The organism is Cellulomonas sp. P4_A2, from assembly GCF_056402515.1.
On sequence record NZ_JBFUHG010000002.1, the window covers coordinates 251628 to 274052 of the forward strand.

Below are 22425 nucleotides of genomic sequence, written 5' to 3' on the forward strand. Positions count from 1 at the left end.
GCGGGCAGCGTCGCAGGGCACGGCGAGATGGTCCTCGAGTGCCCACGATGGCAGGTCGGCGCGCACCTCCTCGACCGTGGCTGCGGTCCGAGCAGCGACGGCTCAGAGCCCGTCGAGCCCTGGGCACCTGGACACGCAGATGCCGCGTGCCGCCGGKCGGGGCGGCMCGCGGCATCCCACGTGCTACTTACGGAAGGTGAAGAGCGCGCTGTGCGTCGTCCCGTCGTCGAGCCGCAACGAGAAGGTGGCGCACTTTCCGGCCCAGGACTTGTCCGTCTTCCAGACGTAGACGTACTGGTCGGAGGTGGGGTCGTACTGGAGACCGCTGGCCCCGGCCGTGACGGTCTCCTCGATCGCGTCGATCGTCGCCGTGGGAGAGCACGATCCGAACGAGACCGTCGGCGAACCTGCCGCCACGACGCCGGTGCCCTGGTCGCCGTGGAGGCTGAACTTCATCGGGACCGCGCTGCCGGCCTTGACCGAGTTCACGACGCCTCCCATGTCGACCGGGGCCGCGAAGCCGTCCCAGTCGTAGACGACCGAGTAGCTGCAGCTCACGCCGACGGACGCATTGCCTGCGTTGTCGACAGCCGTCGCCTCAGGGGCTTCTGCGGTCTTGGTGCCCACGCTGGACGTGTCCAGCGTGAGGGAACCGCTTGACGGTGTCGCCAGGCCCGAGCCGTGCTCTTCCTCGGTAGCGGTCCACGAAGCGGTCGCTGATGCCCCGAGGAGCACCGGGCTGCTCGGGCATTCCAGTGCCACCACCGGTGCGGTGACGTCGAGCGGCGACGCCCAGTCGGACCGGGAGCTCTCACCGACGATGTTGACTGCCGATACCGAGAATCGCGCACCGTCGCCGGGCCAGCCGGCAATCGTCGCCGATGTCACCCCTGGCCCGGTCGTTGCCACCGGGTCCGACACGCCGTCCTGGTAGACGCGGTATCCGCTGATGGGACTCCCACCGTCGCTGGGCGCCGCCCACGAGACCGTGACGCCGGTCGGCGTCGCGATGACCTGGGGAGTGCTCGGCGCCTGAGGAACGCTCGCGGCCCGGAGGCTGAACGAGTCGAACACGTTGATCGCCGACTGCGTCGCGTCGTGCGAGGTGGAGAACATGCCGGCATCCTGCGTCTGCGCCGCCGAGGCGAGAGTGACCGGCGACCCGATCTGTGCGTAGCTGGTCCCGTCCAGCGAGTAGGACGCTGTGTAGACCTTTCCGAGGCGCGTCAGCTTCACCCACACCGGCCGATAGCTGTCGACCTTCGCGTTGGCGCTGCTGTCGAGGTAGCCGTCGCCGTTCGCGTCCCACTCGAAGTCGACCCCGTTGCGAGTCGTGACGGCGACCACCGCATACCCGCCTGCCGAGCCGGCCGACGAGATGCTGTTGCGGACCATGACGCCCGACTTTCCCCACGCGTTCGCATCGTTCACCGAGACGACCCGGGCAGCGACGCTGGCATCGGGCGTGAAGGACGCTGCTCGGTAGATGGAGCCGTACTGGTCGTCATGCTGGCCACCGCCACCCCAGACGTCCGCACCCTTCGCCGCGATCCCGAAGCCGGAGCCGGACTGTCCGAAGACCGAGGTGATCGCTGAGGAGTAGGTCGAGAAGGCCGGGTCGACCGGGGCCGTCGTCGGGCACTGGCTCAGCCCGACGAGGTTGGCGTTCAGCGGCGTCCGGTACTGCGGCGCGACGCCGGCGTCGCACATCACGGCCAGGGCGGCCGCCGGCCAGTTGGCGCCGGTCACCTTGACGTTGTTGATGAGCAGGTTGCGGTGCGCCGCCGCGTTCGGTGTCGACGCGCCGCCGGAGTTGTACCAGTTGTTCTGCAGCACGTTGTCGCTGGTGTTGTTGCGCAGGCTGTAGCCGTTGGTGAACGCCCACGCACCGCCGCCCTGCAAGACGTTGTTCTCGTACGTGAGGTATCGGGAACCCTCGTCGGCGTACAACGCCACACCGGAGATGTTGAACAGGTAGTTCTTGTCGATGACGGTCCCGGGGCTGGCCGACAGGTTGTAGACCGTGCCGCCGTCGGCGAAGCGACCCTTGGTGTTGTGCACCAGGTTCGCCTCGACGCGGTTGTCCTTCAGGGTCGTGGGCGTCGTGTAGAGCGGGTTCCACTTGTAGTACCCGCGGTCGACGTAGTCGTTCGACCCGCCGGCGTCGTTGATGCCCCAGCCGAAGCCGGTGTCGATGCCGTCGTAGGGCACGTTCTGCACCTCGTTGTGCAGGATCTGGGCCCGCGTCACGTAGGTGCTGAGGATGCCGCCGTTGTCCTTGTAGTCGACCGAGACGCGATCAACCGTGTTGTCGCGGATCAGGATGTCCTGGTTGGTCATGCGGGGGTCGCTCGGGTGGTGGGCGTCCGGCAGGACCCCTCCCACGGCGATGCCGTGCCCGGCGGCCTCGGTGAACCGGTTGCCGATCACCTGCACGTTGCTCGCCCCGAGGCCTACCCCGGTGACCGTCGCGTTCGCGTCGTTGCCGATGCCCAGGGCGGACTGGCCGAGCGCGGTGAACGTGTTGCCCGTGAACGTGATCCGGTTCGCGGCCGAGACCTGCACCGCGGCGGGCTCCTGGTGCCAGGTCGTGCGGGCACGCTCGAACATCTCGCACCCGCGTGCGCAGCTCGTGAACGCATCGCTCGGACGGTAGGAGTAGCTACCGCTCAGGAACGTGCCGTTCTGCTGGTCGGCGTAGCCCTCGGCCGAGGACGGCCCGAGCCACGAGGTGCCCGAGAACTGGATGCCGGTGAAGGCCAGGCCCGAGATCGGCGCGTCGTAGGTCCCGCCGATGTTCAGCAGCGACTGCAGCCGAGGCAGCTCCACGTCCAGGTCGTTGGGGTCGACGCCGCTCACGGGCTTGTAGTAGAGCTTGCCTGCGCCGGGGCTGATGTACCACTGCCCGGGATCGGTCAGGAAGCGGAGCGAGTTCTCGAGGTACCAGGTCGGCGCGGCGAGCAACGAGCTCTGGTTCGTGTCCCAGCCCCAGGTGTTGTTGTCCCAGCCCGGCTGCTTCATCGTGATGGTGCTGCCACTGATGCTCTGAACCTGCGAGTACCGGTCGGTGAAGTCGCCCATCGACTCGAACTCGATCCGGCCCTGGTCGGGAAGCGTCGCGAGGTCGTTGAGCGCAGCGTTCTTGATCGTGATGCCGGTGGCTGTGAGCGCGATGTCGGAGCCCGTCACCTTGATGCCGGCCCGAGGCGCGATGACCCCGTTGACGAAGAGCTGACGGGTGTCGAGGCCGGCCGGCGTCGTTGCCTCCCAGATGCCGGCGCCGGCGGTCGACCTCTGCCAGCCGGAGACCGCGCTCGCGCCCGTGATCACGGGATGCGCGCCCGGAGCGGCGCTCCACTGGACCGTGTGGTCGCCGCCCCCGTCGGCGGCATCGAACCGCAGCGGGGATCCGATGCGGTAGGTGCCGTCGGCGAGCTGAACCGTGATGTCGCCGTCTTTCGGCGCTCCGTGGACGACGGCCTGGGCCTGTTCGATCGAGCAGGGGTCGGACTGCGTGCAGGACGCTGACGAGCCGCCGTCGGGTGCGGCGTAGAACGTCGTGGGTGACGCTGCCTGCGCACTCGTCGCGGTCAACGCGGAGGCGACGACGGCGACGGCGACGGCGCTGATGGTTGCGGCCGACGAGCGCGCTATGCGCCGCCGACCTCGGGTAGTTGGCTGGAGAACTGACGTCGATGTCATGTGATCTTCCCGCTTCGCGAAGGCGACGATGCCTGACGTCGAAGGTTTATCACATGTATGACGTATGACGACACCGTGTGTCCGCAATGTGACCCTGCTGGGTTCCGAACGCTGCAACCTTGAGACCACGCCGAAGGCCCCGCGTGCACCGGGGCCGTCGCGCCCTCCGCACGGGGGCGGAAGTACCGCGGTCAGCGTGCCTGCGGCGCGCGTACCCGCAGATTGCTCACGCCCCCGTCGACCTCGAGCGCGGTACCCGTGGTGGAGCCGGAGAGCGGGCTCGCCAGGTAGGCGATCGCGTGAGCGACCTCCTCCACGGTCACCATCCGACCGATGGCCTGCCGCGCCTCCAACGCCGCCCGCTCGGCAACGGGATCCTCGAAGTTCATGAGCATCCTGCTGACGAACGGCGTGTCGACGGTCCCGGGACTGACGCAGTTGACCCGGATTCCTTCGCGCACATGATCGGTCGCCATCGCGAGGGTGAGCGCAAGCACCGCACCCTTGGAGGCGCTGTAGACAGCGCGCTGCGGCAGGCCGTTGAGCGCCGCGATGGACGCCAGGTTGACGACGGCGGCCGAGCGCGACGCGCGAAGCAGAGGCAGGGCGGCTGCAGTCACGCGCGCCATCCCGATCACGTTGACGTCCAGGACCCGCGCCCACTCGGCGTCGTCGTTGTCCTCGACGGTGCCGACCGCGCTGATCCCGGCGTTGTTGACCAGGACGTCCAGGGCGCCCAGCTCGACGTCGATCGTCCGGACCGCGGCGTGGATCGACTCCCTGCTCGTCACGTCGCACACGACGCCGACGATCCCCGCAGGCAGGCCGTGCGGGGCGATGTCGAGCACGACCACTCGCGCGCCACGTTCCGCCAGGAGAGTCGCCGTCGCGAGCCCGATACCTGATGCTCCGCCGGTGACTGCTGCGACGAGCCCCCCGAACTCAGCCATTGCCGGACCTCCTAGGCCTGGGCGAAGGTCTGCCGGGCGCGGCCGAGGTGATCGATCTCCAGCTCGACGACGTCGCCGGCTCGAAGGTAGGGGTGGTCGGGCAGGCCGAGCGCGACGCCCCCCGGCGTTCCCGTGTTGATGAGGTCCCCGGGGTGGAGCACCATGAACTGGCTGAGGTACCAGATCAGGTGATCGACGCCGAAGATCATGCGTGCGGTGGTGCCGTTCTGCCGTTGGGTCCCGTTGACCCACAGGCGCAGACCGAGGTCCTGGGGGTCGACGATCTCGTCAGCCGTGACGAGGTAGGGGCCGAGCGGGTTGAAGGTCTCACAGCTCTTGCCCTTGTCCCACTGTCCGCCGCGCTCGAGCTGGAACTCGCGCTCCGAGACGTCGTGCGAGAGGACGAAGCCGGCAACATGCGTGCGCGCCTCTGCCGGGGACTCGAGATAGCGAGCCGTAGCACCGATCACCACGCCCAGCTCGACCTCCCAGTCCGTCTTCACGGAGCGCCGCGGGATGTACACCGTGTCGTACGGGCCGACGACGGTCGACGGATCCTTCATGAAGACGACGGGCTCTGCGGGGACCTCCGCGTGCGACTCCTGCGCGTGGTCGCGGTAGTTGAGCCCGACGCACACGATCTTGCCGGGCGGGCGGATGGGTGCGCCCACCCGCAGCGACTCGGCATCGACCAGCTCAGGCAGGCTGCCCGACGCCAGTGCCTCGCGGGCTCTCTGCACACCTTGCGACGACAGGAAGGCTCCGTCGACGTCCTCGGTGATCGTGCGGAGGTCGTAGCTGACACCCTCGACCTCGACGACAGGAATCTCGCCGCCTGGACGGCCGAGCCGGGCGATCCTCATCCACTCTTCCCTTCTGCTCGCGACTCAGTTCCTGGACGCCGGCGACGTCACCACGTCGCAGGCCGCCGGCTCATCGTCCGAGCCAGCCACCGTCGACCGGGAGGGTGACACCGTCGACGTAGTCCGACGCGGAGGACGCGAGGAACACGACCGCTCCCCCGAGGTCGCTGGCCCTGCCCCACCGGCCGGCGGGAATCCGCTCGAGGATCGCTGTCGAGCGCGCCGGATCGTCCTGCAGGGCCTGCGTGTTGTCGGTCGCGATGTAGCCGGGTGCGATCGCGTTGACGTTGACCCCGTGCGAAGCCCACTCGTTCGCCAGCGCCTTGGTGAGCCCGGCGACCGCAGACTTCGACGCGGTGTACCCGGGGACGTTGATCCCGCCCTGGTAGCTCAACAGGCTCGCGGTGAAGATGATCTTGCCGGAGCCGCGCTCCAGCATCGGGCGCGCGACGAGCTGAGTCAGCACGAAGTGGCTCGTGAGGTTGACCTCCAGGACGCGGTCCCACCAGTCGAGGGGATGCTGCGCGGCCGGCATCCGGGCGATCATGCCCGCATTGTTGACGAGGATGTCGGGCGCTCGCTCGGCGAGCTCTCCGCCGAGCTTGGTGACCGCCTCCCGATCGCCGAAGTCCACGGCGTAGCCCTGGAACGAGCGCCCGTGCGACTCGACCGCCCGCGCCACGGCACTGCCGTCGCGCTCGAGAGTGGCGCTCACGCCGATCACGTCGGCACCCGCGGCGGCGAGCGCCTCCGCGAAGGCGAAGCCGATGCCGCGCTTCGCGCCGGTGACGACGGCGAGCCGTCCGGTGAGGTCGAACGGGTTCACTTGGCGCCCTCCTCGGCGGCGACGTCCACCAGGATCTTCATGGCGAGTCCCCTCTCGAGGTCGTCGAATGCGGCCCGCACAGCGGTCAGGGGCACGACCTGCGAGATGAGCAGCTCGCTGGGCACGACCCCGTCGGCCAGCAGGGAGCTCGCCGTCTCGAAGTCGGACCGTTCGTAGACGCGGGCACCCAGGATGCGGAGCTCGCGCCAGAAGACCTGCCGGAGATCGACCTCTCTGGGGGCTCCATGGATCGCGACGACGACGATCGTCCCTCGGACCTTGGCCAGCCCGGTGGCGGCCGCGACCGCAGCCGCAGCGCCGGAGACCTCGAAGACCACGTCGGCTCCTGCACCGTCCGTCCATCCGGCGACCCAGGCGGCCTGATCGGTCGAGCCCGGGTCGAGGGCGATGTGACCGAGCTGTTCGATCTGCGCACGACGGTGGGGATCGGGCTCGACGATCGCGACGACCGCGCCGACGTGCCGCGCGACGGTCGCGATCAGCACCCCGATCGGCCCGCCCCCGAGCACGACCACGTGGTCGCCGGGCGCGACCTCACCGCGGCGTACGTCGTGGACGGCGACGGCGGTGGGCTCGACCAGCGCCGCGACGTCCAGGGCCAGGCCTGCGGGCAGCGCGACGAGCGTGTGGGCCGGTACGTTCCACAGGCTCTGCAGTGCACCCGGGGAGTCGATCCCGATGAACTCCAAGTTCTGGCAGATGTGCTGGTGACCGGCCAGGCACGCCGGGCAGGTCCCGTCCCAGGCGAGCGGCATGACCGTCACGGCGTCCCCCGTCGACCAGCCGTCGACGCCCTCGCCCACCCTCTCGATCGTCCCGCTCATCTCGTGACCGAAGATCAGCGGTGTGGTCACGCGGGCGTCCATGGCCCCGTGGACGATGTGCAGGTCCGTCCCGCACAACCCGACGAAGGCCACGCGGACCTGCACGTGCCCGCTGGTCGGTGGCACGGGCTCGGACACGAGGACCTCGACCGCCCCGTTCCCTGTATATGCAGCACTGCGCACAGCGCGTCTCCTTCGGTGTCGGCCGGCGACCGTCGTTGGTCACGATCCGGTTTTGGACTCTACCGGAGGATCGAGGAAACGTCATATGTATGATCTAGTCCATTCGTCGCTCTGTCGAACGGCCGTCTTCAGCTGACGAATCGAACAGGGCGCGGCTTGCGAGCACGCCGTTCCGGAGCCGGTCGGCGATGCGTAGTAGCTGGTGGTCGCAGCCCGGGCCGACCTGATACCCATCGCTGAGTTTGTGGAGTCCGCAGCACGCGGTCCAACGGCTGAGGCGCCGGGAGCTGGCGGTCCCACTGCTCTCGAAGCGATGAGCGTCCTTCTGGACGCAGCCGAGCACCTTGGCGCGCGGCGGCCTGTCGGTGTTGACGTGGCGTTCGCGTCCATCGACCTTGCCGGGGCCCCGCGCGGAGATGGAGCAGGTCAGGACCTTGCGCAACGGATACCCGGCAACAGGTCGAGTCGGCACGACGTCCGACAAAAGGCCGATGGCCACGTCAGGCTCCTGTCTCCAGGATCCCGGCGTGGCCTCTGACCAGCACTTTCGGTGGATTCTATCCCTGACCCCCTGAATAACGCCCCGCCGACGTCGGCGCGGTTGCCGCTGAGCTGTTCTGTGAACGCCCGCCACGTCGGGCCACCTCGCAGCCTGGACAGGTCGACCGCTCGAGGTCCCCGCAGCTGACAGCGCCAGCCGGCGGTGCCACGTGCCGGAGGGCCGGTCCCGCGATCGTCGAGACCGGCCCGACACGGCTCGTACTGTGGCAAGGCCCGGAACTACTTCACGGCCCCCATGGTCAATCCTGTCCGCAGCAGACGAAAGCTCGCGACGTAGACGAAGAACACCGGCACGGCCGAGACAACCGCGAAGGCCATCATCGCTGGCCAGTCGACGCCGTACGCGCCCGACTGCACGGCGATGAGCGCGCTGAGCGGGTACTTGTCTGGGGTGAGCATGAACGTGATGCCGTAGAGAAACTCGCCCCACGTCACGAGGAACACGATCGCCGCGACCGTCAGCACGCCGTTTCGTGCGAGCGGTAGGGCAACCGAGCGGAATGAGCGCATCACCGCTGCGCCGTCGATGCGGGCGGCCTCCTCGATCGAGACGGGGATCGCCCCGAAGAAAGGGCGCAGCAGCAGGATCGCCCACGGGAGGAACAGCGCCGCGTCCGCGAGCACGAGGCCCCGTGTGGTGTCGATCAGGCCCCAGCTCGACAGGAGCCAGAACAGGGGGATGAGGTTGGCGGTTTGCGGCACCATCTGCAGGACGACCAGGACTGCGAGCGCTGGGACGACGAGCCGGGCACGCACGCGGGCGAGCGCGTATGCCGCCGGAACAGCGAACACGAGGCAGAGCACGGTCGTGCCGACCGAGACGATCACCGACTGCCGGAGCGAGTCGAGCAGGGCTGGGTCAGCGAGTGCCGCGCGGTAGGCGTCGAGGTTCGGGCGGAACACGATTGAGGCCTGGGAGGACAGCACGTCACCTTGGCTCTTGAGTGAGGTGAGCACGATCCACAGCAGCGGGAGTCCGTACAGGACGTAGAGCGCGGTCCGGATGCTGAAGGCGACCGGTTCGCGTCGGTGCCGGGTCATCGTCAGTCCTCCTCGTTGTGGCGTACATCACGGGCATAGACGAGGGCGAGCACGAGCACGACCACCAGAGCGATGAGCGCTGTGGCAGCTCCCTGCCCGTAGTTGAGCTCGACGAACGCGTGGACGTAGGCGAGGTACGGCAGCGTCGTGGAGGAGGTACCGGGCCCGCCGGCTGTCATCACGTAGATGAAGTCGAAGCTGCGGAAGGCATAGACCACGGTCAGCACGGAGAGAACGGTGGCGGCGGGCCGTACGGAGGGGGTCAGCACGTAGCGGATGCGCTGCCACGGGCCCGCGCCGTCGATCTCTGCTGCCTCCAAGACCTGCGGGTCGACGCTGAGCAGAGATGCCCGAAGGATCAGTGCGTTGAACGGCACAACCGCCCACGCGTTGACGAGGGCCACGGACCAGAGCGCCAGGTGCCGGTCGTACAGGAAGCCGATGCTCGTCGTCCCACCGAGCGCCTGGAACGCCCCGTTGAGAAGTCCCTTGTCCGCGAGCAGGAACTTCCAGATGGACCCATTGACCACGGGCGGGAGCGCCCACACGAAGACCATCATTCCGAGCAGGAACGAGCCGCCTCGTGTCGAGGACGACATGGAGACCGCGACCACGTAGCCGCCGACCATGCCGATAACGGTGACTACCAGCACGAACGCGAGAGTGTTCAGTACAACGCCCGTGAGCTCGGGGTCGTGCAGCACTGAGGTGAAGTTGCCGAGCCCGATGTACGCCCACGGGTCGTTCAACGTCGCGGCTGTGACGTCGTGCACGCTCATCACGCCGAGCTGCACCAGGGGCCAGATCGCGAGCGCGAGCAGCAGCGCGGCGGCCGGTAAGGCGAATGCCAGCCGGCGGTCGCGCCTGCCGGCGGACCCCCTCGTCGGGACGGCGTGTCCCGACGAGGACGAGCTGAACCATGAGCTCGTCGGCGAGTTCGTCAGGGGTTCCCTGACCGGCCACGGCCTTGCTCCAGTAGTCACCGACCAACGTCTCGACAGCGTTGACGTTCTTCGACGGCACCTGAGGGCTCGGTGAGGGCCGGCCCTGCTTCTGCACGATGTCCACGAACGTGCCCAGCAACGGGTCGTCGCTGATCGTCGATGACGAGGCCGCGTCGGCCCGTGCGGGAATGGAGCCGAAGGATTCGAGCAGGGTGAGCTCCCCGTCGACCGAGAAGAACGAGTCTTCGAGGAACTCCTCGGCGAGATCCTTGTGCTCTGAGAAGGCACCGACGTTCTGGACTTCACCACCCAGCAGAACTCCACCGTCCGAGGTGAGGGGGAGCTCGGCGACGCCGTAGTTGAACTTGGCCTCCGCGGCGGCGCCGATCTGCCAGTTGCCGTTGGCCGCGAAGACCGAGTCACCGGCGGCGAACACCTGGAAGGGGACCGCCTGGTCCCACGTGGACGCCTCCTTGGACAGGTAGCCCTTGGCAGTCCAGTCCTGGAGCATCGAGTACGTCTGCGCCATAGGTGCGGCCTGCGGGTCCCCGTAGGAGAACCCGTCGGACGTGAACCATGGGAAGCCCTGCCACTGGCTCTCGAGCCCGGGCTTACCGGTCAGTGTGATCCCCTGCTTGCCCGCCGCCACGGCCGCGGCCATGGTGTCCTCCATCTCGGAGATCGTCGTGGGCACGCTGGCGCCGAGCTGGTCCAGCAGATCCTGGTTGTACCAGAGGCCGAGCAGGTTCACGTAGCCCTGCACCCCATAGAGCTGGTCGTCGACGCGCTGCATCACGCCTTCGGGAAACTGGTCCTTGTCGGAGAATTCGTCCCACCAGCTGTCCATCGGCTCGATCGCACCAGCCTGGGCTAGCGAATACGTGCCGGACGCCCCGAAGACGAGGACGTCGGGACCCTTCCCGGCGCCGGCGGCCGTGACCGCCTTGGTCGTCATCTGCTCCACAGGCACGTACTCGAACTCGACGGTCACGTTCGGGTGGTCCGCCTCGAACGCATCGGCGAGCTCCTGCAGGCCTGCCACCTGGCCGTCGGTGTTGTAGTAGTGCCACACCGTCAGCGTGACCTTCTCCGCGCTGCTGGCGCTGCTGGACGACCCGGCGTCGGAGCCGCCGCCCGACGAGCACGCCGACAGCGCGAGCGCGATCCCTGCGAGCGCGAGGAGCGCCCCGGATCGACGTTGGTTCCTCATGAGCAAATCCGCCTCTCGTTGTCTTCGTTGACCGGGCATCTGCTGGACGCTGGCGAACTTGATCGGACGCCATTTCATCGCTGAACCATTCGCCCTGGACCGAGGATCCGGCCTGAAACCCTTTTCGTCAAGCGTCGTGACCGGATCGTGTCTGTCGGTTGACAGCCGGGACGGCTGGCCGTAATTTCATCGATGAATTGCCAATCGAAGGAGACTCGCCCGTGACCACACCCTCCGCCGACCATGCCGACACCCCGGTCGTCTCCGTGGCCCTCGCCATCGGGCGTCGCGTCGGGACCGCCGACCCCCGGCTGTTCGGGTCGTTCGTCGAGCACCTGGGCAGGGGCGTCTACGGCGGCGTGTTCGACCCGGAGGACCCGTCGGCCACGCCCGAGGGGTTCCGCGCCGACGTGCTCGAGCTGGTCCGCGAACTCGGCGTGAGCGTCGTGCGCTATCCCGGGGGCAACTTCGTCTCGGGGTACGAATGGCGAGACGGCATCGGCCCTCGGGAGGCGCGCCCACGACGGCTAGACCTCGCGTGGCGGTCCGTCGAGACGAACGCCTTCGGCACCGACGAGTTCATTGCGTGGTGCCGGCGGGCCGGCGTCGAGCCGATGCTCGCCCTCAACCTGGGGCTCGGTGATACCCGGTCAGCACTGCACCTGCTGGAGTACGCGAACCACCCGGGCGGCACCCGACTGTCGGACGAGCGCGTGGTCAACGGGGCGCCCGAGCCGCACAACGTCCGCCTGTGGTGCCTCGGCAACGAGGCCGACGGTCCATGGCAGCTCGGGCACCGCTCGGCCGACGACTACGCCGCGCGAGCCGCCGCGACAGCGGCGGCGATGCGGATGTTCGACCCGACGCTCGAGCTCGTCGTCGTGGGCAGCTCGAACCCGCAGATGAGCACGTTCGGGGCCTGGGAACGCGACGTCCTGACCCGCACCATCGACGTCGTCGACTATCTCTCCTGCCACATCTACTTCTACGACGACGGCGACCTTGGCGCCTTCCTGCGCTCGTCAGACGTGCTCGACCAGTTCCTCGACGACGTCGCCGCGACAATCACGCACGTCCGGGCGGCAACCCGCAGCGCGCGCGACATCCGGATCAGCCTCGACGAGTGGAACGTCTGGAACTACGCCGCGTACGACGCCCTGGACGACTGCCGGCCCTTCGAGGAGGCTCCGAGGCTGCTCGAGGAGACATACACGCTCGCGGACGCCGTCGTCGTCGGGACGCTGCTGCAGAGCATCGTGGGGCACGCCGATGTGGTCTCCATCGCCGCCATGGCCCAACTCGTCAACGTCATCGGCCCCATCCGCGCCGAGCCGGGCCGGGCCGCGTGGCGCCAGGCGACGTTCCACCCGTTCGCCGCGGTCGCACGGAGCGCCGGGCACACCGTGCACGCGACGAACGGTCCCGACGACGTCGTCACCTGCGTGGTCACTGTGAGCCCCAGCCGCGACGAGGCGCTCGTGCACCTGGCGAACCGCTCCCCCGGCACGACCGCCGACGTCACGATCGACCTGGCCGGCGTGAGCGCGGTCGACGTCGTGAGTGCGGACCTACTCTGGACGCCGGACCCCTACACGACGAACACGATCGACGCGCCCGATGCGGTGAGCCCGCACCCCGCGCCGGCTCTCATCCGAGACGGCAGGCTCACCCTGCGCCTGCCGCCCGTATCGTGGGCGACCGTCCGCGTAGCGTGCGCGACCGAGGGCAGGTGATCGCATGGCCAACAGGACGAGCCCCGTCACCATGGCGGACGTCGGCGAGCGCGCCGGCGTCACCGGCCGGACGGTCTCCAACGTGCTCTCGGGACACCCGTCCGTGCGTCCCGAGACACGGGACCGCGTCTTGCGGGCCGTCGACGAGCTGGGCTACCGCCTCAACACCTCCGCGCGCAGCCTGCGCACCGGCCGCACCGGATCGATCACGCTGGCCATCCCCGAGCTCGGCATCGACTACTTCACGGACCTCGCCGGTCGCATCATGATCGAGGCGGAGCGCCACGACTGGTCGGTCGTCATCCAGCAGACGGGAGCTCGCCGGGACCAAGAGCTCGCGATCCTCAGCGGCGCGAGCCGGCAGCACTCCGACGGCCTGATCTTCCAACCGCACGCCCTAGGCCCAGGCGACGAGCGGCACCTGACGGGCAATGATCGGCTCGTGATCCTCGGCGACCGGATCTTCCAGGCACCCGTCGACCACGTCGCGATGGCCAACACCGAGGCCGCACGCCTTGCCACCCAGTACCTGGTGGACCGGGGCTACCGTCGGATCGCGGCGATCGGCTCGAACCCCCGCGTCGCCACCACCAGCGCTGCGTCCCTGCGCCTCGACGGGTTCCGCGCGGCGCTCGCCGCCCAGGGACGAGACGTCCCTGCCGAATACGTGGTCACCGCCGAGGACTGGCACCTGCGCGACGGCGCCGCGGGGATGGACCGGCTGCTGAATTTGCCCGAGCCCCCCGACGCCGTCTTCTGCTTCAACGACACGATGGCCTTCGGCGCACTACACGCGCTCGCCGCCCGAGGGCTGACCGCCCCCGACGACGTCGCCGTCATTGGGTTCGACAACGTGCCCATGGCGGAGTTCAGCGTCCCCCCGCTCACCACGATCGAGCCCGGGACGCACCAGATCGCCAAGCACGCCGTCGACCTTCTGTTCGCCCGCGTCGAGGGCCGCGCGGACGCACCGACCGAGATCTTCACTAGCTGCGCGCTGGTCGTCCGCAGGTCGGCCTGACTAGAGCGGAACAGCCGCCTCGCCCCACAGGGCATCGGCCAAGGCAGCAGTCAGCCAGACCCGGAAAATCCGCAGCCGCCCTGGCGTATAGGGCAACGCTCACGCCGGTGCCGCGTCCTGTCCAACAAGGAGAAATTGGAACCCGAGCAGAAGCTTTGCGCCGCGCACGCTAATGGCTGCTTAGGCGGCATTGTCCGAACCGAATTCAAACACCATTAGGGGTTCACGCTGAGCATCAAATGATCTAGGTTGTTCATCATGGATATCCCGAATTCCCGTTCCTCATTGCTGGCGAAACGTCCGGCCATCACGTCAGCTCTAGCCCTCGTGCTGATCGCTCTTGCGATCCTCGTGGGGACATTGATCGGCCACGCCAACGAGAATCCGTCGGGGTCGAAACCACCCTTTATCGGTGCCAGCACGCCGGCGCCAATGGGGGCGACAGTTGCCTTCTACGGCGACTCCTACACGTACGGCGAGCAAGCAAGCTCAGCCGCGCATCGCTGGAGCACGCTCCTTTGTCAGCAGGAAGGCTGGATCGAGGCCAATGCCTCGATCAATGGCCTCGGGTTCGTCGCGAATCGCGACGTTACCGTCGACGCCGTCCAGACAGTGGTCGAAGCGCACCCCGACGTCATCGTCGTGACCATGGGCCTAAATGACACCTTCATCGCCGGACAGCAGATTGACGCGATTGCCTCGGCGATCCACAGCGACTTCGCGCGATTCCGGTCAGAGGCGCCTCAGGCGCGACTCATCGTGGTCGAGCCCTTCTGGATTCCTGCACCCGTTTCACCGGAATATACCGCCGTCGCCGAGGCGGTGAGGGCGGGCGCGGTTGAGGCCGGTGCTGACTACGTTGCCGGCGCAGGCGACTGGCTCACCGGTCATCCGGAATGGCGCGCCGACGACCAGTATCAGCATCCTAACGACAACGGTTACGCCGAGCTCGCCCGACGAATGACCATCGAACTCCAGAGACTCGGGGTCATAGACTCCTAGGCGGTGGCGAAAAATGCCTGGGTGGTGAACCAAGTTGGCACCGGGCAGAGTGTCCCGCTGAGACGCGCGATGTCGAGACGCGCGAGAACTCGCAGACCCAACTCGCCGCGCTGCAGCTGCGATCGTCCACCATGTTCGCGCCGAGGTTCGAGCCCTAGCGGCGGGGAATGGTCGATCCACGAATGACCAACCTGCCGACTACGTACTCGACTCCCGAGCCGATGTCGTCTGAGCCGAGGGCCGCGAACATCCGTAGTGCCGCTGTACGGCCCAACTGTTGAAGGTTGGCGTCGATGCTGGTCAGCTCAGGGCGCGAGTTGGTCGTGAGGATCTCCCAGTTGTCGAACCCCATGACGGCCAGGTCGTCGGGCACCGCCCGGTGCAAGTCGCGCGCGGTGTCCAAGACGCCGCGCGCGATCTGGTCGGACCCGCACAGGACGGCGTCGACGTCGGGGTGCCGGGAGAGCAGCATTGCAGCCGCGTCGCGCCCCCAGCCCTCGGACCACTCGCTATACATCACGTCCCCGACGAGCTCCAGGCCGGCCTCCTGCAGCGCCGCCCGCACGCCCTGCGCGCGGTCCCGGGCGGCCGCGTACGCGACCTCACCGGTGATGTGCGCGATCCGGGTCCGACCGCACGCGACCAGGTGCTCGACGGCCATGCGGCCCGCGTGCACGTTGTCCGGTGTGATGGACAGGTCCGACGGGTCGTCCGACGGTGCGTAGGCGTAGACCACCGGCACCGGGATGTCGTGGCCGAGCGACGGCCGCGGGTCGGTCTGCTGGCCTACGACGATCAGGCCATCCACCCGCCGGGTCAGCAACGCCTTCAGGTGGTACTGCTCACGGATCGCGTCGCCCCGCGCGTCGCACAGGAACACGTTGACCTGGCCGGCCCCGAACGCGTCCTCCGCGCCCATGAGGATCGGGATGACGAACCGACCCTCGAGGTCGCTGGTGAGAAGGCCGACTGTTCCGGTGCGCCCGGCCAGCAAGCCTTGGGCGAGCGGATTCGGCCTGAACGAGAGCTGTTCAGCTGCGTCGACGACGCGCTGCCGCGTCGTGTCCTTGACCTGGTCGCGACCGTTGAGCGCCTTGGACGCGGTCGCAATCGACACTCCGGCCAGCCGCGCCACGTCCGAGAGCGTGACGACGCGAGCGGGCGGTTTGCGAGCCACCGGACCCCCTTCCAACTGGTTCGTCGACGAAACCTCGCCTGTCGCATCGTGATCGAACTGTAACCGCCCGGGGTGGTTGACGCACCAGGCTCTCCGGCTTAATCTATGAAAACCTTTTCCGTATGTTTCGGAAGACCCGCGGGCCGCAAGCCAGGTGTCCGCGAGCACGTCCCAGGGCCGAGCCACAGCCATGGACGAGGTTCAAGGCTCCACCCCACTAGGAACGCCGAATGGCGGTTTCGCCCATGTACCCCGGAGTGCCGCCGATGGCACCCGCTCGACGAAGAGCACGAGGAGACAGCATGAGGAACATCCGTACCCGGTCGGCAAGTCGAGGCCTGCTCGCCGGGCTCGTCACGGCCGGGCTGCTGATCAGCCTGGCGGCTTGCACGAGCGCCAAGGGCGACAACGGCGGCACGGGCGGCGCGAGCGCGGCCGTGACCGCCGGCACCGAAGGCGTCGATGACGGCGCGAAGCTGACGCTCTGGACGCGTGCGCCTGTTGAGAATCAGGCCAAGCTCCTAGTCGCGGCGTACAACGCGTCCCACAAGAACCAGGTCCAGCTGACGGTCGTGCCCAACGACGACTACGTGGCGAAGGTCGGCGCTGCCGCAGGCTCCGGCGGCCTCCCCGACCTCTTCGCCGCAGACATCGTCTACGTGCCGAACTGGGTCAAGTCGGGACTCTTCCAGGACCTGACCAGCCAGATCGACGCGCTGAGCTACAAGCAGTACATCAACAAGGGCCACCTCACTGCGGGCACCCAAGACGGCAAGGAGCACGTGCTGCCGTTCGTGCTGGACCTGTCGATGCTCTTCTGGAACAAGGATCTGTTCAAGGAGGCGGGCCTCGACCCGGAGAAGGCTCCGGCCGACCTCACCGAATACGCGGCCGATGCCAAGGCGATCCAGGCACTGAACAAGCCCAACACCTACGGCACGGCTGACGGTCTGAGCTGCGGCGGCTGTCTTGCGTTCACGTGGTTCCCGTCGATCTGGGCAGACGGTGACCAGGTGATGAACCCCGAGGGGACCGAGTCCCTGCTCAACAGCGACACCGCCAAGAGCGTCTACTCGGCCTGGAAGGGCATGTGGGACGCGGGCGTCGTGCTCCCGGCGTCGAAGGCTGAGACCGGACCTACCTGGACCGCGGCGTTCACCAAGGGCCAGGTCGGCCTCATGCCGTACCCGGCGACGCTGCTGTCGTCGACGAAGGGCTTCGACGTCGGTGTCGCGGGAATTCCGGGGCCGAAGGGTGGCGGCTCCACGTTCGTCGGTGGCGACGGGATCGGCGTGTCGAAGGATTCGACCAAGGCCGCCCAGGCGTGGAACTTCCTCAGCTGGATGATGTCGGAGGACGCCCAGGTCGAGGTACTCGCAAAGAACAACTCCGTCGTCTCGCGCAGCGATCTGGCGGACAACGTCTACGCGCAGAAGGACCCCCGACTCGTCACGATCAACACGGTGGCCGGCCAGGGCGACACGCCCGTCTCGCTGAACTTCCAGCAGGCCTTCAACGCCCCGAACAGCCCGTGGCTGACCCTCGTGCACAACGCCGTCTTCGGGGACGGCAGCTCGATCGACCAGGACAACGACGCGATCACCGCGGTGCTCGGTCAGTAGTCCCGCCTGAACGTCCCGCCGGTGGGTGCCCGAAGGCACTCGGCCCCACCGGCTGGACGGTTCCCCGATCGTCGCCCGAGAGGTAACCCATGTCGATTCAGACCGCCCGGCTCGCCGCGGCCACGACGAACCGGCGGGCCAACGGCTCCCGCCTGCGGGGGTGGGCCTACGCCGCGCCCACCGCCTTGTTCGTGCTCGTCCTGTTCATCATCCCGCTGATCCTCGTCTTCCGGATGAGCGGGTCGCAGTGGCCGCTGCTCGCGGGTGACCAGGGCATCAACTTCCCGGACAACTACTCGAACGCGGTGGACAACAGCTTCTTCTGGGACTCGATCCGGTTCACCTTGAAGTACACGGTGCTCGCGACGATCCTGCTGATCGGTCTCGGACTCGGCCTGGCGCTGATGGTGCAGGAGTCCTCACGTTGGAAGGCCTTCCTGCGCACCTCGTTCCTGGTCCCCAGCGCACTGGGCCTTGCGTCGGCGTCGCTGCTGTTCTACGTCCTTTACTCCCCGATCGCCAGCCCGTTCGCCCCGCTGATGAACCACTTCGGCTGGTCGTTCCTCGGGACGCCGAACGCCGCACTCGCCTCGACCCTGTTCCTCATCGTCTGGCGGTTCGCCGGCTTCTACATGCTGCTCATGCTTGTCGGCCTCCAGGCCATCCCGACCGATGTCTTCGAGGCGGCACGGATGGACGGCGCGGGCCCGTGGAAGACGTTCCGCCAGATCACGATCCCGCTGCTGAAGCCCACGATCGCCCTGACCACGATCCTGTGCGTGACCGGGTCCCTGCTCGCGTTCGAGCAGTTCTACATCCTGACTAAAGGCGGACCCGACAACAGCACCATCACCGTCGTCCAGCTCATCTACTCGGTCGCGTTCCAAGGACAGAACGACCTCGGTCAGGCCGCCGCGATCTCCGTCATGGTGCTCGCCGCTCTCGTCATCATCAACGTCGTCCAACTGCGGGCCTTCCGCGGCTCTGACGAGAACTGAGGCACCGATCATGACGACGACAACTTTACGGCCCACGGCTGCTCCCGCGCGCACCGCGCCCGTGACCCGGATCGGCGGCGTCGCGATGCGGACCCCGTTCTGGGTGTTCTCCGGTGCGCTGGCCTTGATCTTCCTGTACCCGCTCGTGTGGACCGGGGTCGCCTCGGTCTCCCCGCTGCCCGGGACTGGTCAGGTGGACGGCTGGGGCTTCGGCAACTACGAGACGCTCGTGCACTACCAAGCGGGCGTCTGGCAGTACCTCGCCAACTCCGTGTTCGTATCGGGCCTGTGCGTCGTTCTCACGCTGACTATCTCGACGCTCGGCGGCTACGCGTTCGCGCGGTTCAGGTTCCCGGGGCGGAACCTGCTCTTCATGGTCACGCTGGCCATCCTCATGGTGCCGTACGCCTCGCTTCTGATCCCGCTGTACGTCCTGCTCAACAAGGTGGGCCTGTCGAACTCTCTGGTGGGCGTCGCGCTGGTGCTCACCATGTTCCAGCTGCCGTTCTCGACGTTCATGATGCGGATCTCGTTCGAGTCCGTCCCGCGTGAGCTGGACGAGGCCGCGCTCGTCGACGGGTGCTCGTCGTTCTCCGCCCTCTGGAGGGTGCTGCTGCCTGCGGTGCGGCCGGGTCTGATCACGGTCGGGCTGTTCGCGTTCCTCGCGGCGTGGAACGACTTCTTCGCGCCGCTCATCCTGATCAACGACACGAACAAGATGACGCTCCCGCTCGCCGTCTCCAACCTGCGCGTGCAGGTCCAGGGCGTCATCGACTACGGCGCCACCGAGGCCGGGGTCGTCGTGTTGGCCGTGCCCTGCATCGTGCTCTTCCTCCTGCTCCAACGACACTACGTGCGCGGCTTCATGTCGGGTGCGCTCAAGGGATGACCATGACCACCACCACGACGACCGTGGCCACGCCGGTCGCCCCGTCCCGGGGCGCGCTGCGCCCCCTAGGTCTCGACGAGGTCGAGATCACGGGTGGGTTCTGGGCGGAGCGGCAGGCGGTCAACGGCACCCGGACCCTCGCCCACATCGAGTACTGGATGGAGCGGGAAGGCTGGATCGGCAACTTCGACCGCGCCGCGGACGGCACCCTCGGCAACCGTCCCGGACGCGAATTCTCCGACTCCGAGGTGTACAAGCTGCTCGAGGGTATGGCGTGGGAGATCGGCCGGACCGACGACGCAGACCTCGACCGCCGCTTCAACGCCTTGGTCGCTCGGATCGCGGCGGCCCAGGAACCCGACGGCTACCTCAACACCGCGTTCGGGCGCGCAGGTCAGGGCGCCCGGTACTCCGACCTCGAGTGGGGTCACGAGCTCTACTGCTATGGGCACCTGTTCCAGGCGGCGATCGCGCGTCTCAGGACGCGCCCGGCGGCGGACGACAGGCTGGTGGACGTCGCACGGCGCGCGGCCGACCACGTCGTCGCGACCTTCGGGCCGGACGGGCGCATCGCGGTCTGCGGGCACGCCGAGATCGAGCCCGCGCTCGCCGAGCTGGGTCGGGCCACGGGGGACTCCCGCTACGTCGAGCAGGCGGCCCTGTTCGTCCAGCGACGCGGGACCGGCACCCTCGGCGACATCGAGTACGGCCGCGCGTACTACCAGGACGACGTCCCCGTGCGGGAGGCCACGGTCCTGCGCGGGCATGCCGTGCGAGCCAACTACCTCGCCGCCGGTGCGGTCGATGTCGCCGTGGAGACACAGGACCCCGACTTGCTTGCCGCCCTGACCACCCAGTGGGAGAACACCGTCGCGCACCGGACCTACATCACCGGTGGCCAGGGTTCGCACCACATGGACGAGTCGTTCGGCGACGACTTCGTGCTCCCGCCCGACCGCGCCTATTCAGAGACGTGCGCTGGAGTCGGGTCGATCATGTTCTCCTGGCGACTCCTGCTCGCCCAGGGCCTCTCGCGGTACGCGGACCTGGTGGAGCGCACGCTCTACAACGTCGTCGCCACGTCCCCCTCGCACGACGGGACCGCGTTCTACTACACGAACACCCTGCACCAGAGGCGCCCGGGGACCGTCCCGGCTACGGACCAGGCCGTCCCACGGGCGTCCTCGTCGCTGCGTGCGCCCTGGTTCGCGGTCTCCTGCTGCCCGCCGAACGTGGCGCGCACGCTGGCCAGCATCTCGACTTACGTCGCGACCGCCGACGACGACGGACTGCAGATCCACCAGTACGCGCCCGCGCGCATCCGGACGACGTTGGCCGACGGTCGCGCCATCGCTGTCGACGTCGAGACCGAGTACCCCCGCGACGGAACTGTGCGGGTGACGGTCGCCACCACCGAGGAACACCCCTGGACGCTGACCCTGCGAGTGCCGTCGTGGGCCTCTGGAGCGACGCTCCGGACTCCAGACGGTATTCGCGCCGCGCCCCTTGGGACGGTGTCCGTGCGTCGGGCGTTCCTCGCGGGTGACGTCGTGGAGTTGACATTGCCGATGGCGGCGAGGCTGTCCGTCCCCGACCCGCACATCGACGCAATCCGCAACTGTGTCGCGGTAGAGCGCGGGCCGCTCGTCTTGTGCGTCGAGTCTGTAGACCTCAGAATGCTTGGAGAGGGCGCCGACATCGCCGACCTGCGCTTGGATGCGACGGTGCCACTCAGCGAGGCATCGGGGCAAGTCATTGCGACTTTCAAGCTAGACCGTCGCACCGATGCCCCATGGCCCTACGGCCGTTCGACAAACGAGCGCCCATCCGACTGGTTGACTACAGAGGTGGCACTGACCGAATACCACGACTGGGCAAATCGTGGGCCGGCGGCCATGAGGGTCTGGATTCCGCTGGCGTGATCGGATCATTCGAAAGCACGAAAGGCACCGAGACCGTGCAGCGACCAAGCGCACGATCTGCTTCGGTCACGGCTCGTCCGTCTCGGGGGCACTGTCGGGGTGCTCGCGGGCGCGAATTCTGGCGCGCAGCGGCTCCTTCGTGAGCGAGGGACAACGGTTGGCGTGGCGCACCTTGGACTTGCGAGCGGTGATGCGGAGACCGGAGCGGTGCAGGCGGCTAGACACCGAGGTCGCGGCTGGTCGTGATGGCGAGTGCTTCCATGGGGCGGATGTAGTGCTCGATCAGGACCTTCAGGTGGCGGTGCCGGGTCTGGGCGGCGATGTGGTCCAGGGGGACACGCGGAGTCCTCTGAGGTCGCGGTTGCCGGCCATGCCGGCCATGCCGGCGGCGTCCTTGTCGTCGCCGATGCTGCCCGACGGCGCCGCATCGTTTGCGGCACCGGCGGGCAGGATCCGTCAGCCCCAGCAGATCTCGGCTGCCTCGGTGCTGTCGATACTCTCCATGCCGTCGACCGGCGTGTTGGTCACGAGCGCGACTCCCGTGTCGTAGAAGTCGAGACCGGGGCTCACCTGCGTGGGCTCGCCACCGCGGGCAAGCTCTGCGATCGTCGCGACGCCTTCCGCGGCCATGCGGACGGGGTACTGCTGCGAGGTCGCGTCGATGATGCCGTCATCGACGTACCCGACGCCGGCGCAGCCGCCGTCGACCGAGGTCATCAGGACGTCCTCAGGGGTCTTGCCGGCGGCCGTCAGAGCCTGGAAGGCGCCGTAGGCGGTGGGCTCGTTCAGGGTGTAGACGACGTTGATGTCGGGGTTCTTGGACAGGCAGGTCTCCATGGCGGTCGTGCCGCCGTCCTCGCTGCCCTGGGCGGCCTCGTTGCACACGATCGTGTAGTCGCCGCCGGAGTAGGTGCCCGACTCGGCCTCGTCGCCGTT

The 22425-nt window shown here is 68.0% G+C and carries 17 protein-coding genes and 1 pseudogene; 7 read left to right on the forward strand and 11 right to left on the reverse strand.

Features of this window, described 5'->3' with window-relative positions; genetic code table 11:
• Positions 1–183 precede the first annotated feature (183 nt).
• The 9 genes and pseudogenes from AC1DUE_RS03890 to AC1DUE_RS03930 form a co-directional block, all read right to left on the reverse strand.
• Complete coding sequence (locus AC1DUE_RS03890) at positions 184–3702, reverse strand: PxKF domain-containing protein (protein WP_477038076.1); 3519 nt, start codon at positions 3700–3702, stop codon at positions 184–186.
• Between the two features lie 191 nt (positions 3703–3893).
• A complete protein-coding gene (locus tag AC1DUE_RS03895; protein ID WP_477038077.1) occupies positions 3894–4652 on the reverse strand; it encodes an SDR family NAD(P)-dependent oxidoreductase in 759 nt (252 codons plus the stop codon).
• A gap of 11 nt (positions 4653–4663) precedes the next feature.
• Positions 4664–5515, reverse strand: coding sequence for a fumarylacetoacetate hydrolase family protein (locus AC1DUE_RS03900; protein WP_477038078.1), 852 nt, complete (start codon positions 5513–5515; stop codon positions 4664–4666).
• 70 nt (positions 5516–5585) lie between these two features.
• Positions 5586–6341, reverse strand: coding sequence for an SDR family oxidoreductase (locus AC1DUE_RS03905; protein ID WP_477038079.1), 756 nt, complete (start codon positions 6339–6341; stop codon positions 5586–5588).
• The gene (locus AC1DUE_RS03910) at positions 6338–7369 is read right to left on the reverse strand and encodes a zinc-dependent alcohol dehydrogenase (RefSeq protein WP_477038080.1); all 1032 of its coding nucleotides are present in this window, start codon (positions 7367–7369) and stop codon (positions 6338–6340) included. The genes AC1DUE_RS03905 and AC1DUE_RS03910 overlap by 4 nt, the downstream gene beginning before the upstream one ends.
• A gap of 94 nt (positions 7370–7463) precedes the next feature.
• A complete protein-coding gene (locus tag AC1DUE_RS03915) occupies positions 7464–7868 on the reverse strand; it encodes a hypothetical protein (protein WP_477038081.1) in 405 nt (134 codons plus the stop codon).
• 281 nt (positions 7869–8149) lie between these two features.
• Positions 8150–8971: a carbohydrate ABC transporter permease gene (locus AC1DUE_RS03920; RefSeq protein ID WP_477038082.1), complete on the reverse strand. Its 822-nt coding sequence runs from the start codon at positions 8969–8971 to the stop codon at positions 8150–8152.
• 2 nt (positions 8972–8973) lie between these two features.
• A complete protein-coding gene (locus tag AC1DUE_RS03925; RefSeq protein ID WP_477038083.1) occupies positions 8974–9744 on the reverse strand; it encodes a carbohydrate ABC transporter permease in 771 nt (256 codons plus the stop codon).
• A gap of 313 nt (positions 9745–10057) precedes the next feature.
• Positions 10058–11203: pseudogene (locus AC1DUE_RS03930) on the reverse strand (sugar ABC transporter substrate-binding protein); the annotation flags it as partial.
• Positions 11204–11346: 143 nt separating this feature from the next.
• Here AC1DUE_RS03930 and AC1DUE_RS03935 point away from each other — a divergent pair.
• The 3 genes from AC1DUE_RS03935 (at position 11347) to AC1DUE_RS03945 (ending at position 14881) form a co-directional block, all read left to right on the forward strand.
• Positions 11347–12858: an alpha-N-arabinofuranosidase gene (locus AC1DUE_RS03935; RefSeq protein WP_477038084.1), complete on the forward strand. Its 1512-nt coding sequence runs from the start codon at positions 11347–11349 to the stop codon at positions 12856–12858.
• A 4-nt stretch (positions 12859–12862) separates the two neighbouring features.
• Positions 12863–13879: a LacI family DNA-binding transcriptional regulator gene (locus AC1DUE_RS03940; RefSeq protein WP_477038085.1), complete on the forward strand. Its 1017-nt coding sequence runs from the start codon at positions 12863–12865 to the stop codon at positions 13877–13879.
• Positions 13880–14137: 258 nt separating this feature from the next.
• On the forward strand, positions 14138–14881 hold the full coding sequence (locus AC1DUE_RS03945) for an SGNH/GDSL hydrolase family protein (RefSeq protein WP_477038086.1): 744 nt from the start codon (positions 14138–14140) through the stop codon (positions 14879–14881).
• A gap of 154 nt (positions 14882–15035) precedes the next feature.
• Here AC1DUE_RS03945 and AC1DUE_RS03950 read toward each other — a convergent pair whose 3' ends face one another.
• Positions 15036–16058, reverse strand: coding sequence for a LacI family DNA-binding transcriptional regulator (locus AC1DUE_RS03950; RefSeq protein WP_477038101.1), 1023 nt, complete (start codon positions 16056–16058; stop codon positions 15036–15038).
• A 302-nt stretch (positions 16059–16360) separates the two neighbouring features.
• Here AC1DUE_RS03950 and AC1DUE_RS03955 point away from each other — a divergent pair, with 302 nt between their 5' ends.
• From AC1DUE_RS03955 to AC1DUE_RS03970, 4 genes are all read left to right on the forward strand, one after another.
• On the forward strand, positions 16361–17680 hold the full coding sequence (locus AC1DUE_RS03955; protein WP_477038087.1) for an ABC transporter substrate-binding protein: 1320 nt from the start codon (positions 16361–16363) through the stop codon (positions 17678–17680).
• An 89-nt stretch (positions 17681–17769) separates the two neighbouring features.
• The gene (locus AC1DUE_RS03960; protein ID WP_477038088.1) at positions 17770–18678 is read left to right on the forward strand and encodes a carbohydrate ABC transporter permease; all 909 of its coding nucleotides are present in this window, start codon (positions 17770–17772) and stop codon (positions 18676–18678) included.
• A 10-nt stretch (positions 18679–18688) separates the two neighbouring features.
• Entirely contained in the window at positions 18689–19567 is an 879-nt protein-coding gene (locus AC1DUE_RS03965; RefSeq protein ID WP_477038089.1) for a carbohydrate ABC transporter permease, read from the forward strand.
• Positions 19564–21489, forward strand: coding sequence for a glycoside hydrolase family 127 protein (locus tag AC1DUE_RS03970; protein WP_477038090.1), 1926 nt, complete (start codon positions 19564–19566; stop codon positions 21487–21489). Before AC1DUE_RS03965 ends, AC1DUE_RS03970 begins: the two co-directional genes overlap by 4 nt.
• 456 nt (positions 21490–21945) lie before the next feature.
• Here the strand turns inward: AC1DUE_RS03970 and AC1DUE_RS03975 are convergent.
• On the reverse strand, positions 21946–22425 hold a 480-nt coding region (locus tag AC1DUE_RS03975), incomplete at its 5' end, for a substrate-binding domain-containing protein (RefSeq protein WP_477038091.1).

What these genes read in the sequence shown, in the direction of transcription:
- AC1DUE_RS03940 (WP_477038085.1), top strand. Translation starts at nt 12,863, where the DNA reads ATGGCCAACAGGACGAGCCCCGTCACCATGGCGGACGTCGGCGAGCGC.
- AC1DUE_RS03965 (WP_477038089.1), top strand. Translation starts at nt 18,689, where the DNA reads ATGACGACGACAACTTTACGGCCCACGGCTGCTCCCGCGCGCACCGCG.
- AC1DUE_RS03900 (WP_477038078.1), bottom strand. Translation starts at nt 5,515, where the DNA reads ATGAGGATCGCCCGGCTCGGCCGTCCAGGCGGCGAGATTCCTGTCGTC.
- AC1DUE_RS03920 (WP_477038082.1), bottom strand. Translation starts at nt 8,971, where the DNA reads ATGACCCGGCACCGACGCGAACCGGTCGCCTTCAGCATCCGGACCGCG.
- AC1DUE_RS03945 (WP_477038086.1), top strand. Translation starts at nt 14,138, where the DNA reads ATGGATATCCCGAATTCCCGTTCCTCATTGCTGGCGAAACGTCCGGCC.
- AC1DUE_RS03960 (WP_477038088.1), top strand. Translation starts at nt 17,770, where the DNA reads ATGTCGATTCAGACCGCCCGGCTCGCCGCGGCCACGACGAACCGGCGG.
- AC1DUE_RS03890 (WP_477038076.1), bottom strand. Translation starts at nt 3,702, where the DNA reads ATGACATCGACGTCAGTTCTCCAGCCAACTACCCGAGGTCGGCGGCGC.
- AC1DUE_RS03955 (WP_477038087.1), top strand. Translation starts at nt 16,361, where the DNA reads ATGAGGAACATCCGTACCCGGTCGGCAAGTCGAGGCCTGCTCGCCGGG.
- AC1DUE_RS03895 (WP_477038077.1), bottom strand. Translation starts at nt 4,652, where the DNA reads ATGGCTGAGTTCGGGGGGCTCGTCGCAGCAGTCACCGGCGGAGCATCA.
- AC1DUE_RS03970 (WP_477038090.1), top strand. Translation starts at nt 19,564, where the DNA reads ATGACCATGACCACCACCACGACGACCGTGGCCACGCCGGTCGCCCCG.